This window comes from Micromonospora inositola (genome assembly GCF_900090285.1).
Taxonomy (GTDB): Bacteria; Actinomycetota; Actinomycetes; order Mycobacteriales; family Micromonosporaceae; genus Micromonospora; species Micromonospora inositola.
In genome coordinates, this window is the sequence record NZ_LT607754.1 from 587,139 (window position 1) to 603,844 (window position 16,706).

Genomic DNA, 16,706 nt, shown 5'->3' on the forward strand with positions numbered 1-16,706 from the left:
CCGCCGGGCCGCAGGGGGTCGGCTACAGGGCGTCGCTGGCCAGCGCCTCGGCCAGGCTCGACCGCCAGTCCGCCAGCGGCCCCAGCTTCGTGGCGGCCCAGCGGTCGTGGGCCAGGACGCTGTAGCTCGGACGGGCTGCCGGGCGGGGGAAGCGGTCGCTGGTCGTCGGCCGGATGCGGTCGGGGTCGAGGCCGCGCAGGGTGAACACGGCGCGGGCGAGGTCGTACCAGGTGGTCTCGCCCGAAGCCGTGCCGTGGTAGACGCCGGGGGAGGCGTGGCCCGCCAACGCGGCGTCGGTCAGCGCGACGAGCTGCTCCGCCAGCCGGTACGACCAGGTGGGTTGCCCCCGCTGGTCGTTCACCACGTCGAGCCGCTCGCGTTCCCCGGCGAGGCGCAGCATGGTCGCGACGAAGTTGGGGCCGTGCTGACCGTAGAGCCAGGCGGTGCGCACGACGTGGCCGGTGTCGGGGAGCAGCCGGGTCACGGCGAGCTCACCGACGAGCTTGCTGCGCCCGTACGCGTTGACCGGAGAGGTCGGCGCGTCCTCCTGGTACGGCTGGGTGGCGTCGCCGCGGAAGACGTAGTCGGTGGAGACGTGGATCATCCGGGCGCCGGTCAGGGCGCAGGCGCCGGCCAGGTTCGCGACCGCGTCGCCGTTGACTGCGGTGGCGGCCTGCTCCTGAGCCTCGGCCGCGTCCACGTTGGTCCACGCCGCGGTGTTGATCACCACGTCGTGCCCGGCGACGGCGGCGTGCACCGCCTCCGGGTCGGTGATGTCCAGGTCGGCGCGGGTGGTGGCGGTGACCGACAGGTCGTCCCGGGAACGCAGTACAGCCAGCAGGTCCCGCCCCAGCATGCCGCCGGCGCCGGTGACGAGCAGCCGGCTCATGCGGCGGCGGCCGGTTTGGTGGCCGCTTTCAGCGGCTCCCACCAGGCCCGGTTGTCCCGGTACCACTGCACGGTCTGCGCCAGGCCGTGCTCGAGGTCGATGCTCGGCGCGTACCCGAGTTCGGCGCTGATCTTGCTGATGTCCAGCGAGTAGCGGCGGTCGTGGCCCTTGCGGTCGGCGACCGGCACGACCCGGTCCCAGCCGGCGTCGCAGGCCTCCAGCAGCCGGGCGGTGAGTTCCTTGTTGGTCAGTTCGGTGCCGCCGCCGATGTTGTAGACCTCGCCGGCGCGGCCCTTGTCCTGGGCCAGCGCGATGCCCCGGCAGTGGTCGTGCACGTGCAGCCAGTCCCGGACGTTGCCGCCGTCGCCGTAGAGCGGCACGGTGCCACCGTCGAGCAGGTTGGTGACGAACAGGGGGATGACCTTCTCCGGGAACTGGTAGGGCCCGTAGTTGTTGGAGCAGCGGGTGACCACCACGTCCATGCCGTGGGTGCGGTGGTAGGCCAGCGCCAGCAGGTCGGAGCCGGCCTTGGAGGCCGAGTACGGGGAGTTGGGCGACAGCGGCCAGGTCTCCGTCCAGGAGCCCTCGTCGATGGAGCCGTACACCTCGTCGGTGGAGACGTGCACGAACCGGTGCGTGCCGTGCCGCAGCGCGGCGTCGAGCAGGGTCTGGGTGCCGAGCACGTTCGTGGTCACGAACGGGGCGGCCCCGTTGATGGACCGGTCCACATGGGACTCGGCGGCGAAGTGCACGATCACGTCGTGACCGGCGACGACCTCATCGACCAGCGCCTGGTCACAGATATCACCCTGCACGAACCGCAGGCGCGGGTCCTCCCGCACCGGCGCGAGGTTGTTCAGGTTGCCGGAGTAGGTGAGCTTGTCAAGCACGGTCACCGCGGAGGGCTCGACGGCCGGCACCCCGGCGACGTCGCCGCCGGGCACGCCCAGCAGCATCCGTACGTACTCCGACCCGATGAACCCGGCTCCGCCGGTGACGAGAATCCTCACGGGTCGAGGAGTGTACGCGAATCGGCAGGACAGCTGGGGGGCGGCGACCGGGGTCCCGGGTTCCCGCCGGTGCAGGTAGTCTCCGCGGGTGCGTGGAATCCTTCTCGCTGGTGGCACCGGCTCCCGGCTCTGGCCGATCACCCGGGCGGTGTCCAAGCAGCTCATGCCGGTGTTCGACAAGCCGATGGTCTACTACCCGCTCTCCACGCTCGTCATGTCCGGGGTGCGGGAGATCCTGATCATCACGACGCCGGAGGATCAGGACCAGTTCCAGCGGCTGCTCGGTAATGGCAGCCAGTGGGGCCTGCGGTTGGAGTACGTCACGCAGGCCCGCCCGGAGGGCATCGCGCAGGCGTTCCTGCTGGGCGCGGACTTCATCGGCGACGAGTCGGTAGCGCTGATCCTCGGCGACAACATCTTCCACGGTGTCGGCCTCGGCCGGCAGCTCGCCGGTCACGGCGACCCGGTCGGTGGCCGGGTTTTCGCGTACCCGGTGGCCAACCCGAAGGAGTACGGGGTGGTCGACTTCGACCCGGCCGGGCGCGTGCTGTCGATCGAGGAGAAGCCGGCGAAGCCGAAGTCCCGGTACGCCGTGCCCGGCCTGTACTTCTACGACAACCGGGTGGTCGACATCGCCCGCAAGCTCACCCCCAGCGCGCGGGGCGAGCTGGAGATCACGGCGGTCAACGAGACCTACCGCGAGTGGGGAGAGCTTTCCGTGACGGTGCTGGACCGGGGCACCGCGTGGCTGGACACCGGCACCTTCACCTCGATGATGCAGGCCGCCGAGTTCGTCCGGGTCATCGAGGAACGCCAGGGCATGAAGATCGGCTGCGTCGAGGAAGTCGCCTGGCGGGCCGGCCTGATCGACGACGAACAACTGCGGACGTTGGCCGAGCCGCTGGCCAAGAGCGGATACGGCACCTACCTGCTCAGCCTGCTCGCCGAGCAGCCGCACGGCGGGACTGACCGATGAAGATCCGACCGCTGAGCATCGAAGGGGCCTGGGAGATCACCCCACAGCAGCACGGCGACCCCCGCGGGCTGTTCATGGAGTGGTACCGCTTCGACCGACTCGCCGACGCGGTCGGACACCCGCTGCGCCTCGCCCAGGGCAACCTCTCGGTCTCCGCGCAAGGAGTGGTCCGCGGCATCCACTTCGCCGACGTCCCACCCGGCCAGGCAAAGTACGTGACCTGCGTACGCGGGGCGGTCGTCGACATGGTCGTGGACATCCGCGTCGGCTCGCCGACCTTCGGCCAGTGGGAGGCCATCCGCCTCGACGAGGTCGACCGACGCGCCGTCTACCTCAGTGAGGGCCTGGGACACGGCTTCTGCGCGCTGACCGACGACGCCACCCTGAGCTACCTCTGCTCCACCACCTACAACCCGACCGGCGAGCACACCGTGCACCCCCTCGACCCGCAACTCGCGATCGACTGGCCGGCCGAGACGCCGCTGCTGTCGGCCCGGGACGCGGCCGCGCCGAGCCTGGCCCAGGCCCTCGAGTCGGGGCTGCTGCCGGACTACCAGCGCTGCCAGGCGTTCACGGCCAGATTGAGTTCGGGTGCGGGCGCCTCCGCTCCCGGACGGTAGCCACCCCGTAGCGGGCGGAGCCTCGGCTTGCGCCCAGCCGCCCAGAATGATCACAACCACCTTCGCACGGGCGCCCCAGACGGTCTTCACGCCGGCACCGATGGGTGTGCCGTCCCGCCCTCATGGAGCATGGCGATGCCGAGCCCGACAGTAGAGCCGCAAGGGCGATTGCGGGTGGAGCATCGTTCGGGTAGAAATTGCCAGCGACGTGGAACTCGTCGCACCGGCACCTGTGCCGCACCGTTTGGGGGAGACGAGTGAGAGGCGTTTCGCTGGTCAACGCTGCCCACTCGTCGCCAGACCTCGGCACGAAGCCTCCCCCCGGGTACCGGATGCCAGATCTGCTCCGGCGGCTCGTCGCGCCCGAACGGCTCTACATCGCCGCCCTCGGTCTGACCGGCCTGGCGGCGGTCATGTCGGTGGCGCTGCCCGCCGCCGAGCGCGGCGAGCTCTCCGCGAACATGGTCAGCGCGACGCTGGGCGCCGCCGTCGGCGGACTGTCGCTGGACACCTTCCTGCTGTCCCGCCCCGGCGGTTGGGTCTTCTCCCGGGGCCGGACCTGGGTCGTCGCGATCCTCGGGATCTCGATTCTCCTCTCCGGTGTCGCCGCCGCCCTGCTCACCGCGGTGGCCGGCGTCGGTAGTTACCTGGTCTGCGTGGGTTCTGCTGCGGGCCTGACCGTCTTCAACACGGTCTCGTCGATCGCGCTGCGACAGAAGAGCTTCCGGCTCGTCTACTCGATGCGTGCGGCGAGCGGGGCCGTCCTGGTGGGCGGTTACGCCGCCCTTTACGCCGTCGGGCAGCTCGACGGCGGCCTGTGGAGCCTGGTCTGGCTTGGCGTGCAGTGGCTCAGCGCGCTGGCCGTGTGCGGCCTGGTGCTGCGGATGGTCTCGCGGGTCGGGTCAGCCCCGGCGCCCACGGCCGCGGGATCGGACTACCGCGCCGACATGCTCGCGGTCGGGAACCTGCATGTCGGGATCTTCGCGCAAATGATGACGCTCCGGTTCAACCAGATTCTGGTGGCCAGGTTCGTCGGGGCCGGTCCGCTCGGCGTCTACGCCCTGGCGGTCGCGGCGTTGGAGTTCGCACAGGCCGGCGCCGTGGTGCGCGCGCAGCGGATCCTCACCGACCGTGACGGCGACGCCGCCGCACACCGGGCCGCACCTGTTGTCAACGCGGCGATCCCGGTGGCCCTGGCCGCCGTGGCCGGACTGGCGGTGCTGGGCTTCCTGCAGCCGGAGTACCGGCACGCGTGGATCGTGGGTCTCTGCCTCCTGCCCGGGACGCTGGCCACGGCGGCCGGCAAGACCTGGAGCTCGCTACTTCTGAAGAAGCGTGGCGAGCGGGCAACCACGGTCGTAGCCATCGTCACGCTGACCGTCGCGATACCCGCCTACTTCGCGATCATCCCCTGGGGTGGCGTGATCGGAGCGGCGCTCGCCTCCTCGCTCGCCTACGCCGTACACGCCTTCACCTCACGTGCGAGCTTGCGAAAGTCGCAGCCGCCAAATCCTGGGACGGTATGAGTTGGATGTCTCGATTGTGGTCCTCGCCTGGGAGGACTACGAGCGCACGCGTGCCTGTGTGTTGTCGTTGCCCGCCGAGGCGGAGATCGTCGTCGTCGACAACGGGAGCTCGGAGGGCATTCGGCAGGCGCTGAGCGAGTTCTGTGCTCGACAGGGAGTCAGGTACGTCCAGTCCGACTCGAACCTGGGTTACGCCAAGGGGATGAACCTGGGCGTTCGACACACCACCAGGGCGAACGTCATCCTGTCGAACAACGACATCATCGTCCATGAGGGTGCGGTGGAGCGGCTGCTGGCGGCACTCGAGGATTCCACGGTGGGCGCCGCATTTCCCGGCGTCGTCACCCCGTCGGGGGTACCCCAGACGGAGGGTGGTCGCTTCCTCAGCGTGCGGGTGGGAATGGCCCACGCCACCGGCCTGAGTCTGGTTGTCCCGAGCCTGCGGATCATCGCCGAGCCGACGAAGGCGGACTGGCTGACCGGGCCGTTCGTGGCGCTGCGGCGGAGCACTCTCGACGCGATCGGTGGCGTTGACGAGACATCCTTCTTCTACGGCGAGGACATGCGCCTCTGCTGGGCGGTACGGCAGCGGGGCCTGCGCCTGGCGTACCTGCCCGACGCGGTGATCACGCACGAGGACGACGTCACCGCCAAGCGGCGCTGGTCCGAGGAGGAGATCTCACAGCGTCGGACGCGCGAGTTCATCCGGGCCACCCGGCAGATGGCCGGCAGGCGGGGCCAGGTGGCCAGCGCCGCCTTCGTGTTGGGAGTCCTGCTGCGGGCGGCGGTCGGCCGGAATCCGGTACGGCGGGCGATCGCACGTGGCGCCCTCGAAGGACTACGTGTCCGATGAAGGTGCTGTTCGTCTGCACCACGGGCGGCTCTGGCCGGCGCCAGTTCGGTGGCGCGGAGCGGATCTTGACAGAGATCATCCCCGCGCATGCCCGGACCAATGTCGACGTCATCGCCGCGACCTCTGACGACGAGGTAGGTGCCTCCCTCCGGGAGTCCGGAGTCCCGTGGGTGAATCTCAGCGCGGCCAGCCGGGTCGACCTGAGCTACGCCCGGGCACTCAGGCACCTCGTCGACGAGGTCAAGCCGGACGTGGTATGTGCCCACCTGCTCTCGGCGGCGATGCACTCCCGGGCCGCCCTGACCACGGCAAGCCGTCGTACGCCATTGGTGGTCACCATGCACACCAGCCTGTGGCAGTTCCGCGACACGGCACCATCACTGAAGCGGAAGGCCAGCATCCAGTCCAACATCACGCTCGACCTCGTCATGCGTCGCCTACGTCCGCACGCGAGCGTGGCGGTGTCGCAGTTCGAGGCGGAGGAGCTGCGCAACCGCGGCCACGTCAAGAACGTCCACCTGATCCCCAATCCCCTCCCGGCGACCTGGCCGGCTCCCACGCCGGCTCGGATGCCGGACCCGTCCCGCCGGCTCCTGGTCGGCTACCTGGGGCGGGTGGAGCCCGAGAAGGGCGTCGACCTGATGCCCGAGGTCGCGTCGCTCATGCCGGACACCGATTTCGCGATCGCCGGCAGCGGGGTGCTGGCCCTGGATCCCCGGCCGAACCTCGAATGTGTCGGCCGGGTCAACGCCGCCGATTTCCTGCGGCAGCTCGACTGCCTTGTGGTGCCGTCCCGGGTCGAGGCCTTCGGTCTGAGCGCCCTCGAGGCGATGTCACTGGGCGTGCCGGTGGTCCACTCGGGTGCCGGCGGCCTGGCGGAGGTCACCCGGCACGCGGCGGGAACGCTGGCGTTCCAGAGCGACCTCGTACCCGCGTCGATCGCCGCCGCGATCCGCCAGGCCGTCGGCGCGACGAGCCCGGAGCAGCGGCACATGGTCGCGGACTGGTACGCGAAGGAGTACGCCTTCGATCGGTGCGTGGAGCGGTGGCAGAGCCTCTACCGGTCGCTTCTGACGAGGAACGCCACATGAGCTTCCGGACGTATCTCAACATCGGGCTCTGGGTCGCCGCGGTCGCCGTCGTCGTACCGGTCTTCCTGATCAATCCCGCGACCGGCGTGGTGGCGGCATTCGCCGCCGTCGCCGTCATCGCGGTGCGGTCCGCCTTCTGGCTCGCGGTCTGTTCCGCCGCCTGGTCGCTCGTCTTCCTCGCCGTGCTCACGATCCCGGGACCGTACGACTCCCCGGCGGGTCGCGGCGTCATCCCGGTACTGGGGCTCTTCGTGGCCTGCTTCCTCGCCGCCTGGTACGCCGGCCGGCGGCTGGCCGGCGACGGCCGACCGGACCCGGCGGCGGAGCCGGAGCCCGGCCCTCCGCTGTGGTGGATCCGGCCAACGGACCAGTCGGTGCGCCCCGGCTCGTCGGCGGCTGGCCGGACCCGGTCGACCCGACCCACGTTGCGGTGGCCGTCGGACAACCGCCTCACGGCGTTCCTGCTGGTCGTGCTGCTCATCGCCATCATCGGAGGCGCGCTGAAGTTCGGCACGACGCTGCCTCCGCTCTTCGCCGAGAACCCGGACGTGGCCCGGGCGTCGCTGGGCGAGAAGTCGAACATCTACGTCGGTCTGCTCGCGGAGGCGTGGACGCTCGGCATGGCGATCTCCCTCCTGCGCGCGTTGAACGGCAAGGCGGAGGCCCGCTGGCGCTACCTCCTGCTGGTCGTGGTCTTCACGTTCGGCGCAGCGCTGGGAGCCAGCAAGAACTCGGTCCTGGTCGGCATCGTCCCGGCGCTCGTCGCCGCCCTCTCCACCCGCCGCGAGACGGCCATGAGCAGCCGGAACCGGCGGATCGCGGCGCTGGTCGTGATTCTGATCGGACTGGGCGCCGTCGGCGGGGCGGTCTACCTCGGCGGGCAGCGGACCCTGGCCGGCACCGGCACCTTCGAGGACCAGTTCCGGGCCCAGTACGGTGGCAACCCGATCTACACGAGCGTAGGGTCCCTGGACCTGTCGCTCAGTTCGTCGGTGGAGACGTTCGGCCGGCTCTGGGAACATCGCGCGGAGCACGAGCTGGCCTGGGGCCGTTACTCGCTGACGTTCACCGGTTCGGTCGGCGACCGGTTCCTCGGGCCGGTCGACCTTTACAAGGTCACCGGCGGGCTCAGCCAACCGTTCTACATGAACACCGCGACGTTCGCGGCCGTGCCGTTGATGGACTACGGTCCGGTCGGCGCGGCCATCTTCCTGGCCCTGACCGGGCTCTGTGTCGGCTTCGTCGAGCGCCGCCTCGGCCAGACCCGAAGTCCGGCGCACCATCTGGGGCGGGCCTTCCTCATCTACTACGCCACCTTCGGGGTCTACGAGTTCTACCCGGTCATCCAGCCGTTCTGGTTGTCTCTCGTGCCCGGTCTCGTCGCGTTCTATCTGGTCAGCAACCCATCCAGGCTGGTGATGCCCACGTGGAAACCCTGACGATCGTCACGGTGCTCTACCGGTCCAGCGACATGCTCGCCGAGACGCTGCCCACCTGGGTCCGGAGTGCCGACGGGCTTCCGGTGCGGTTCGTCTTCGCCGACAACTGGCCGGAGGACGGCTGCGAGAAGGTCATCGCCAACTGTCTGGACGACGACCGGTACGAGTACCTTCCAGACTCGTCGAATCCGGGGTTCGCGGCCGGCTGCAACCGGGCGGTGGCGAGCGCGTCGACGAGTCACGTTCTCCTGCTGAATCCGGACGTCTGGCTGCCCGACGACGCGCTGGCCCGGATCTGCGCCGCCATCGCCGAGGACCCCGGTACGCCGATCGCGGTCGGTCTGGCGATGCACGGCGGCGAGTTCGTCGGCATCGACCTGAACCCGATCTCGCTGTTCATCGACCGGTCGGCCACGGTGTCCCGCGGGCCGGTGGGTCCGTCGGGCGGCGCCGCCGTCTTCCCGACCGACCTGTTCCGCCGGTTCGGCGGGTTCGATGAGCACTTGTTCGCCTGGGGCGAGGACGCCGATCTGGCCTTCCGGCTCTACGCGTCCGGCGTACGCACCCGTCCGCTGGACCTGGTGCTACCGCACGCAGGCGGCCACAGCGTCGAGGGTGACAACAAGCTCCAGGGCTTCCGTGCCTTCCTGCTGGCCCGCAACCGGCTTTTGGTCGCGGCCCGGACCTTCACCTGGCCGCTGATGCTCGTCGCAATACCGATGCTCGCGTTGGCGCACCTCGCGCTGGCCGCCCGCCGGGTGCGTCAGGGCCTGTTGCGACCGTTCCTTCGCGGCGTGGGACGTGGCCTGCGGGAGGGGCCGGCCGCCCGTCGGCGATGGAAAGGCAAGCGGTTCGGCTTTGCATCCCTGTTCAGCTATCTGACGGTTCGGAGAGCGTGATGGCAGGACGTCACTGGAGTGTCGTGACGGTCACCTACAACTCGGCGGCCACGCTGCGCCGGTGCTGGCGCGGCGAGACCAAGCCGTACGAGTGGATCGTCGTGGACAACTGTTCCGACGACGACTCGGTCAAGGTCGCCGAGGAGTTGGGCGCCCGGGTGATCCGGCTACCGGAGAACGTCGGCTTCGCCAAGGCCAACAATGTCGGGCTACGCGAGGCGGCGGGTGAGCACGTCCTGTTCGCCAACCCGGACCTGGAAATCTGTCCGGACGGCTTCGACGTGCTGAGGCGGCACCTCGACGCGCACGGCGGTCTGGCAGCGCCCCAGCTGCTCTCGTCGGAGGGCGTTCCCCAAGCCAACGGCCGCGGATTTCCCTACGCCACCGCGAAGCTGGGCAACCGGAAACTCTGGCCGTTGTCCCGGCTGCATGCCTCGTACCGGCTGACGGCCGAGCCTGGTGCGGCAGTCTGGGTGGCCTGGGTGATGGGCGCCGCAGTCGCCGCACGGACTGCGGATTTCATCGAGCTGGGCGGATGGAACGAGCGGTTCTTCCTCTACTACGAGGACCACGAGCTCGGTCTGCGTGCGTGGCGCAGGGGTTTTCCGGTGGCACTGCTCGGCGACGTCCGGTGGACCCATCACTGGGGCCGCGCGACGAACTCGTTCCGGTGGTCGCGGGCGCACACGCTGGAATTGCAGAGCGCCAGGACATTCTTCGGCATGTTTCCGGAGTTCCTGGTCGGCTTCCCTCCGGCCGCCCGCCGGCACCGGCAGGCGGCAACCCTGATCGGCTCGCCCGTGTCGGCCGCGCCGGTCACCACGAATGGCGAGCCGCCAGCGGCGCCATCCCAGCCGGGGCTTCAGGTCCCCTGAAGTGCTTCGCCTGCGCATGCCTTCGCCCGCAGCGCCTGAGGACTGGCGCCGCACCGCCGTGGGAAAGAAAAGGCCAGGCATCTGGAGATCGGTTCCCTTTGTCGCCTACTTTCTCCTGTTCGCCGCCTGGGCGCTGGCAATGCCCTACAACGGGTCTCCCGACGAAGCCGCGCACATCTGGCGGGCATACGGCGCGGCTTCGGGGGACGTGGCACCGGCGTTGGCCGAGAAGGGCGCGGTACAGGACGTTCCCCGCAGCCTTCCACCCGACGCCTGCTTCGCCGGCAGAGCGTACGTGCCCGCGAATTGCGGCGGCCGGGAGCCGGGTGGCGACGAGACCCTGACCGCGGTGGACACACCGGCGGGCCGGTACAACCCGCTCTTCTACCTGGCCGTCGGTTGGCCACTGGTCATCTCCCCGGACATGGCCGGCGTGATCGTTGCCCGGCTGGTCAACGCCGCGCTGGTCGCGGGCCTGTTCGGATGGGCGACTCTGGTCGCCGTCTCGCTCCGCCGGCGCGGCGCGACCGCCGGTCTGATCGTCGCGCTCACGCCAATGACCGCCCATCTCGCCGGGGCCGTCAACCCCAACGCGATCGAGATCGCTGCCGGCGTCGGGCTGGTGACGGCCCTGATCGCGATCCTGTTCGAACCGGACACGGCCGGCAGCGTGCGCTCGGCCTGGTGGCTAGCCGGCACTTCCGGCGCCGTGATGTTGAACGTCCGGGCCGCCGGGCCGATCTGGTTCGCCATCATCGTGGCCATCATGCTGGTGCCGCTTGGCCGCCGCCGCTATGTGGCCCTGGCACGGTCGAACCGCACCTGGTGGTTGGTGGACACCTGGGCGGTGACGGGACTGGCCGGAGGTGCCTGGACCCTGTGGAAGCGCTCGTACGAGATCGTTCCGTCTCCCCCGACCAGGACGCTGTCCATGGAAGACGCCCTGAAGATTGAAGTGGTCCGTCGGTTTCCGAAGTTCGCCGACCAGATGATCGGCGTCATGGGCTGGCTCGACACTCCCCTCCCGATCGCGGTCTACCTCGCGTGGTGGTTGACCACCGGCACCCTCGCCATGCTCGCCCTTGCGGTAGGGCGACCAGCCGACCGGTGGAGGGTCCTGGGCCTGGCCGGATTGGGACTGGCCGTCCCCGTGCTGATCGAGGTTGTCAATGTCAACCAGTACGGGTTCATCTCCCAGGGCCGGTATTTCCTGCCAATGTTGGTGGGCGTTCCGATCCTCGCCGGTTACCTGCTGGGCGAGCGCGTCCCGTTCGATCTGACCCCGAGGCTGACCAAGCTCTTCGTGGTCATCCTGCTGCCGGCGCAGGTCAGCTCTCTCTGCTACACCATGATCCGGTATCAGCGGGGGATGTTCGTGAGTCGCCCACCGTCGCTCAACCCCGTCGGCGGAGCGTGGCAGCCGGCGATCGGCTCGGTACTGCCCATCGCCATCGCGGTGGGCGCCGCAGTTCTCTTCATCCTGTTCTACTACCGGATCGGCGCACGATCCGCTGTGGACGTGCCAGCCGATGATGACCGTCACTCACCCGCCAGCGTGGAGCCTGATTTGTCGGCGTAGGCCCCCATGCAGGCCCATGGAGACGAGGCCGCCACATGCGTCTGACTTTGCTCACCGGAGCCACCGGACTGATACTGCTGGCCATCGTCGTCGAGATGATGCGCCGTCGCCAACTGCGCGAGAAGTACGCGGCGCTGTGGGTCGCCGTCGCCTTGGCGGCCCTGCCGCTGGCCTTCTTTCCCCGCTTGCCGGACCATCTCGCCGGGCTGCTGGGCGTAGTGAACGGCGTCAGTCTCGTGCTCTTCAGCGCCGTAGCCTTCCTCCTATTGATCACGATTCACCTGAGCTGGGAGCTGAACCGGCTGGAGGTCAAGACCCGGGTCCTCGCCGAGGAGGTCGCCCTGCTGCGTGCGCCATCAGCGGTAGACGGGACGGCCGATGATCTCGAATAACCGCATCCTGGTCATCATTCCGGCTTGGAACGAGGCTGAGTCCGTCGCCGGTGTCATCCGTGAGGTGGCAACCGAGCTGCCGGGCGTCGGTTTGCTCGTCGTGGACGACGGGTCGGCGGACGCGACGGCCGCTGCGGCCCGCGGGGCAGGTGCGCTGGTCTTGCGTCTGCCGTACCACCTCGGGGTGGGTGGGGCGATGCGACTCGGTTACCGCTACGCCCGAGACCACGGGTACGACGTGGCGATTCAGGTCGACGCCGACGGGCAACACGATCCGCGATTCGTGCCCCAACTGGTGGCCGCGCTCGAGAAGGCGGACATGGTGATCGGCGCCAGGTTCGCGGGCGTCGGCAACTATCCGGTCAAGGGCCCGCGGCGCTACGCGATGATCCTCCTCGCCAGAGCACTCAGTCGGGCCACCAGATCGCCGTTGAGCGATGTCACCTCCGGCTTTCGCGCAGTGAACCGGCGCGTAATCGAGATCTTCGCCCGTTCGTACCCGGTGGAATACCTCGGGGACACCGTCGAAACCGTGATGCACCTGGCGCGGCTCCGGCTACGCGTCATTCAGGTGCCGGTCGCGATGCGACCCCGAATGGCCGGCACCCCTAGCCAGACCCCCGCCAGAGCAGCCCTCTACCTGGCTCGCGCCGTGGTCGTGCTGGGACTGGCGTTGGTCCGCCGCTACGAACCCGAACCTACGCTGGCGCCGGTGAATCCGACAGTATCCAGAATGGCGGACCCGCAGTCCTCGACGCCCTGACCGAAGTCACGGTTGTCCCTGGCACAGGTTCGTTGCGTACCCGTTGCGCCGTCGGATCGTGCAGGCGCGTGCCGTGCTGGCGTCGATCAGGTCACCCGTCGCCGCCGATCCGGACGTGTCAGTTGCGGCGCTGAGTGTTTCCTCGACACGAGCGGGCGCGTGTCCGGGACCTGAGATAGCGGGTGCGCACGGCGTGCAAGAAATCGTTAATTGTGGGCATAACGGCCCGAAGCGTGTTGGGAGTCGGGGCAAGTCGGGACGCTCATCCGGCATCGGTAGCCCATGTCGAAAACGGGTGGAGCAACCGATAGGATGTCGCCGACCAAATGCCGAGCCACGGGGCGGACGCATGCAGACAGCAGAGCCAGGCAGCGCCGAAGCCACCGTTGCCGCGAAATCCGCCTTACTCGGGCGCGACAACTCCACCGAGCGAGTCGAGCCGGAAGCCTTCAGTGGGACGAAGGCGTGGGTCACGTCCAAATCGAGGCAGCTGTCAGCACGCTCGCCGGGCATGACGGCATTGGTCTGGTTCGGCCTCACCATCCTGATAGGGGGTGCGCCGTCCGCCGCACTGCCTACGCCCGGTTTCGACACCAGTTGGCAAGCAGGTATTGGCTTCGCGGCGTCTCAGAATTTCCACTTCGGAGACGACATAGTCTTCAACTACGGTCCGTGGGGATTCCTTGACTGGCCTCAGCACGTAGGCCGTTCGCAGGCTGTTCTTGGTTTCCTGTTCTCGACGGCGGCGGTGGTTGCCACCTTCTGCCTCACCTACCGCTGTGTCCGGCTCAGGTGGTCGGCCAGAGTCGCTGGACCGGCCGCGTTCGCCGTTACCATTGCCAGTGGGCCAGCCGGGCCGGGCGGCCGCTTGGTCTACGCCGGCCTCCTGGTCGCACTGCTGACACTGCACAAGAGAAGCGTCAGGAAGACATGCGACTGGCGGGACACCCTGCCAACCGCGCTACTGGTCGCCGTCGGCACCCTGCTGCTACAGGTCAAGTTCTCGGAAGGCGTGGCACTTCTGGCCCTGGCCGGCCTCGTCGCCCTCAGCGTCGCGTCGCTGAGGGCGCTCGTCGCAAGCATCGGCGTGTTCCTGGCGACGTTTGTATTGACATTCCTGACGATTTGGCTCGCCGCGCAGCAACGAATCAACGACATCGTGCCATGGGTGCGCGGCTCGCAGGAGATATCCAGCGGCTACCAGGAGGCCCTTTCCGTCGAAAGTGGCGAATATCTGGTTGGCTACATTGTCGCCGGGATCCTGGCGCTCGCTATCGGATTCCTGGCGCTCCGCACGGCGCTGCGCCACAAGACCGTCGCGGCAGTCGGCGTCGTTGCAGTCGCGGCAGTCATGCTGGAATTCGGATTCAAGCACGGGTTTACGAGACACGACCCGCCACACGAAATCTCGTTCTTCGTCATAGCAGGCTTCATATTCGTCGGCCTCGTCGTCTGGTCACGACGACCCGAGATCATGCTCGCGAGCGCGGCGGTGGCATTTGTCATGGTGCCCAGCAGTTTCGCGAACTACGACCCGTTCCTGGCCCGGAACCAGTGGCGGACGGGCGCAGAACTGTTGATGAACGACAACTACCGCCGCACATCGGTGGAAGCGAGCAAGGACCGCGCTCGCGAGAGGTACCAGCTACCGGAAAGCGTCGTCGGCGAACTGCGGAACCACCCCGTGCACGTTGACCCGTCGGAGCTGACGCTGCCGTGGGCGTACTCGCTGGACTGGCACCCGGTCCCGGTCTTTCAGTCGTTCTCGGCCTACACACCGTACCTGGACGAACTCAACGCCAAGGCGCTGGTTGAAGCGCCGGCGGACCAGATCGTGCTCCAGGAGGCGACGACCGGCATCGACAACCGCAACATCCGCTGGGACACGCCCCGGTACGTGCTCGCGCTGGCCTGCAACTACCGGGTGGGCACCCGCGCTGACCGCTGGTCAGTCCTGCACCACAACCAGAACCGCTGTTCGGTTCCGCAGACGATCCTCACCCAGCCGGTGCAGGCGGGCGCTCCGGTCGCAGCACCGGAAGTCGGTCCGGACGAGATGCTCGTCGTGCGCTACACCCCACAGCCGAGTTCGCTCGCGGCCTCGTTGGTACACACCGTGTTGAAGGACTGGTCACCGATCCAGGTCGCCACGGACGACGGGACGTTTCGACTGCCGGAGGCACTGGCGGACGGGCCGCTGTTGGTGTCGTTCCCCGCCCAGCTTGCCTGGCAGGAACCCTTCGGCGCCTTCCACTACCGGCAGCTCACATTCAACCGTGCCGGCACGGTCGAATTCCAGGTCATCAAGGTGCAGTGAGCCGTCGCCCGAGCCAGGCCCTGCTGCTGGTCGGGCGTGTCGCAGCCCGCCGAGCGGGACAATGGTCCGGCGGGCGATGAACATCCTGATCCTGAGCAGCGACCCGCGCGGCCCGAGGCACATCGGGCTGCCGGAGCGGCACCTCTCGCAGCCCGAACTGATGCGCGCCGACGTTCCGGTTCACACATGTGCGGACCGGTGCCAACGAGCCGAACCGACCGACCTTCAGCTGTTCCGGCGCCACAGGTCGCGCAGCACGCTCCAGTTGCCAGCGATTCCCGCCTGGCACGGGGTCTCGAAGTAGATCGCGGCCACGCTGTCGTCGCGGTCCCACCAGATCCCGCACATGACGCGCCCGTCGCCGGGGTTGCCTGCGTACTCGATGTAGCTGCCAGGGGTCTTACTGACCCCGCCAATGGTTCGCATCGCCTCCCGCATGCCCGGGGCGAGGGCGCTGCCGGCGATGCCCAATGCCTTACGGTTCGCGCGGGCGGCGTCCTTCTTGGCCGGCGACTCATAGAGGGCAAAGTTCACGAACACGATTCCGTACTGGCAGAAGACGTGCCGCTTCTCGTCCTTCGGCAGTTTGGGACCACCGGCGTCCGTGTCCGCCGCGCACTCGCCCACCTCGGAGAGCCAAGGCTCGGCAAGTGGCAGGAGGTCACCGTCGAACTTCGACTTGTTCGACTTGTACTGAGCCACGTCGTACGGCGGAGTGGCGCTGGCCGACGGTTTCGTCGTCGGCTCCGCGCCGCCGAGCGCGTTGCCCGCAAGGAGTCCGGCGCCGCCGGCCAGCACCGCGGTCAGGACAATGCTGCCCACCCATGGGCCGGTCCGGCTGCGCGGCGCTCGCTCGGTCGGAGCGATCCGTCGGTCGCCGGACGAGTCGAGCGGATCCGGAGCGGCGAACGTCGCGGGGGCGGCCACCGGCGACACCGGGGACACCGGGGACACCGGTGCGCCGGAGACAGGCTGGGACGCCATCGCCCAGGGCTGCGGAGCCCACGGCAGCTGGGGCGGGCCGGAGACGGGCTGCGGCGGGGCGGAGACCGGCGGCGGCGGGAGCATCTCCGCGGTCGGCGTCCGCTGGTAGTCCATCCCGAGGGTCTGGAACAGCCGCGCGGCCGCTCCCTCCTCCTCGGACGGGTATGCGACCCAGGGCTGGGTGGCGGCGAAGTCGGCGTTGACGTACCGGTGACCGCCCGGGGTCTGCGCCAGCACGTTCGCCGCGTTGGTGAACGCCTCCCGCCACCGCTGGTCGCCGGCCGCAGCGCCCTCGAGTACAACCACGCTCACCGGCCGATCCTGCCCGTCGAGAGCCGCCCAGGCTCTGCCGACCTGGCATTCACCCAGCGTTTCGGTGAACCTGTACGGACCCTCCGGCTGCATGCCCCACTCCTCTGCTCACCCGCCGTGCGGATAGTACAGAGGGCCCGCCCATCGGTCCGTCCGCCGGTCGGCCCTAACCGACACACGG

General features: G+C 68.9%; 15 protein-coding genes. 12 read left to right on the plus strand and 3 right to left on the minus strand.

Going from position 1 to position 16,706, the window contains the following annotated elements:
- Positions 1–22: 22 nt before the first annotated feature.
- Together rfbD and rfbB are read right to left on the minus strand one after the other, a co-directional pair.
- A complete protein-coding gene (gene rfbD / locus GA0070613_RS02745; RefSeq protein ID WP_089010834.1) occupies positions 23–889 on the minus strand; it encodes a dTDP-4-dehydrorhamnose reductase in 867 nt (288 codons plus the stop codon).
- Positions 886–1,899, minus strand: a complete 1,014-nt coding sequence (rfbB, locus tag GA0070613_RS02750; protein WP_089010835.1) for a dTDP-glucose 4,6-dehydratase — start codon at positions 1,897–1,899, stop codon at positions 886–888. Before rfbB ends, rfbD begins: the two co-directional genes overlap by 4 nt.
- 88 nt (positions 1,900–1,987) lie before the next feature.
- Here rfbB and rfbA point away from each other — a divergent pair, with 88 nt between their 5' ends.
- The 12 genes from rfbA to GA0070613_RS02810 all read left to right on the plus strand — a co-directional run bounded on the left by rfbA (position 1,988) and on the right by GA0070613_RS02810 (position 15,229).
- Positions 1,988–2,875, plus strand: a complete 888-nt coding sequence (rfbA, locus tag GA0070613_RS02755) for a glucose-1-phosphate thymidylyltransferase RfbA (protein WP_089010836.1) — start codon at positions 1,988–1,990, stop codon at positions 2,873–2,875.
- Positions 2,872–3,495 carry a dTDP-4-dehydrorhamnose 3,5-epimerase family protein gene (locus GA0070613_RS02760; protein ID WP_089010837.1) on the plus strand — a complete coding sequence of 208 codons (624 nt, stop codon included), beginning with the start codon at positions 2,872–2,874 and terminating at the stop codon, positions 3,493–3,495. Before rfbA ends, GA0070613_RS02760 begins: the two co-directional genes overlap by 4 nt.
- Positions 3,496–3,827: 332 nt before the next feature.
- A complete protein-coding gene (locus GA0070613_RS02765) occupies positions 3,828–5,021 on the plus strand; it encodes a hypothetical protein (protein ID WP_089010838.1) in 1,194 nt (397 codons plus the stop codon).
- A gap of 1 nt (position 5,022) precedes the next feature.
- A complete protein-coding gene (locus GA0070613_RS02770) occupies positions 5,023–5,874 on the plus strand; it encodes a glycosyltransferase (protein WP_089010839.1) in 852 nt (283 codons plus the stop codon).
- Positions 5,871–6,965, plus strand: coding sequence for a glycosyltransferase family 4 protein (locus tag GA0070613_RS02775; RefSeq protein WP_089010840.1), 1,095 nt, complete (start codon positions 5,871–5,873; stop codon positions 6,963–6,965). Before GA0070613_RS02770 ends, GA0070613_RS02775 begins: the two co-directional genes overlap by 4 nt.
- Positions 6,962–8,404, plus strand: a complete 1,443-nt coding sequence (locus tag GA0070613_RS02780; RefSeq protein ID WP_089010841.1) for an O-antigen polymerase — start codon at positions 6,962–6,964, stop codon at positions 8,402–8,404. The genes GA0070613_RS02775 and GA0070613_RS02780 overlap by 4 nt, the downstream gene beginning before the upstream one ends.
- Entirely contained in the window at positions 8,392–9,303 is a 912-nt protein-coding gene (locus tag GA0070613_RS02785) for a glycosyltransferase family 2 protein (protein ID WP_231929642.1), read from the plus strand. Before GA0070613_RS02780 ends, GA0070613_RS02785 begins: the two co-directional genes overlap by 13 nt.
- A complete protein-coding gene (locus GA0070613_RS02790; protein WP_231929643.1) occupies positions 9,240–10,178 on the plus strand; it encodes a glycosyltransferase family 2 protein in 939 nt (312 codons plus the stop codon). Before GA0070613_RS02785 ends, GA0070613_RS02790 begins: the two co-directional genes overlap by 64 nt.
- A 1-nt stretch (position 10,179) precedes the next feature.
- On the plus strand, positions 10,180–11,757 hold the full coding sequence (locus tag GA0070613_RS02795; RefSeq protein WP_157746246.1) for a DUF2142 domain-containing protein: 1,578 nt from the start codon (positions 10,180–10,182) through the stop codon (positions 11,755–11,757).
- Between the two features lie 35 nt (positions 11,758–11,792).
- Complete coding sequence (locus GA0070613_RS02800) at positions 11,793–12,149, plus strand: DUF2304 domain-containing protein (RefSeq protein WP_089010844.1); 357 nt, start codon at positions 11,793–11,795, stop codon at positions 12,147–12,149.
- Positions 12,136–12,912 carry a glycosyltransferase family 2 protein gene (locus tag GA0070613_RS02805; protein WP_089010845.1) on the plus strand — a complete coding sequence of 259 codons (777 nt, stop codon included), beginning with the start codon at positions 12,136–12,138 and terminating at the stop codon, positions 12,910–12,912. The genes GA0070613_RS02800 and GA0070613_RS02805 overlap by 14 nt, the downstream gene beginning before the upstream one ends.
- Positions 12,913–13,261: 349 nt before the next feature.
- Complete coding sequence (locus GA0070613_RS02810) at positions 13,262–15,229, plus strand: hypothetical protein (protein WP_157746247.1); 1,968 nt, start codon at positions 13,262–13,264, stop codon at positions 15,227–15,229.
- A 225-nt stretch (positions 15,230–15,454) separates the two neighbouring features.
- On the opposite strand, the gene GA0070613_RS02815 is transcribed toward GA0070613_RS02810, so the two are convergent.
- A complete protein-coding gene (locus tag GA0070613_RS02815) occupies positions 15,455–16,525 on the minus strand; it encodes a hypothetical protein (RefSeq protein ID WP_231929644.1) in 1,071 nt (356 codons plus the stop codon).
- Positions 16,526–16,706: the final 181 nt, after the last annotated feature.

Bases quoted from the DNA above. Each gene is read 5' to 3' on its own strand.
- rfbD (WP_089010834.1), bottom strand. From the start codon at position 889: ATGAGCCGGCTGCTCGTCACCGGCGCCGGCGGCATGCTGGGGCGGGAC.
- GA0070613_RS02760 (WP_089010837.1), top strand. From the start codon at position 2,872: ATGAAGATCCGACCGCTGAGCATCGAAGGGGCCTGGGAGATCACCCCA.
- GA0070613_RS02765 (WP_089010838.1), top strand. From the start codon at position 3,828: ATGCCAGATCTGCTCCGGCGGCTCGTCGCGCCCGAACGGCTCTACATC.
- GA0070613_RS02775 (WP_089010840.1), top strand. From the start codon at position 5,871: ATGAAGGTGCTGTTCGTCTGCACCACGGGCGGCTCTGGCCGGCGCCAG.
- GA0070613_RS02780 (WP_089010841.1), top strand. From the start codon at position 6,962: ATGAGCTTCCGGACGTATCTCAACATCGGGCTCTGGGTCGCCGCGGTC.
- GA0070613_RS02790 (WP_231929643.1), top strand. From the start codon at position 9,240: ATGGAAAGGCAAGCGGTTCGGCTTTGCATCCCTGTTCAGCTATCTGAC.
- GA0070613_RS02800 (WP_089010844.1), top strand. From the start codon at position 11,793: ATGCGTCTGACTTTGCTCACCGGAGCCACCGGACTGATACTGCTGGCC.
- GA0070613_RS02805 (WP_089010845.1), top strand. From the start codon at position 12,136: ATGATCTCGAATAACCGCATCCTGGTCATCATTCCGGCTTGGAACGAG.
- GA0070613_RS02810 (WP_157746247.1), top strand. From the start codon at position 13,262: ATGCAGACAGCAGAGCCAGGCAGCGCCGAAGCCACCGTTGCCGCGAAA.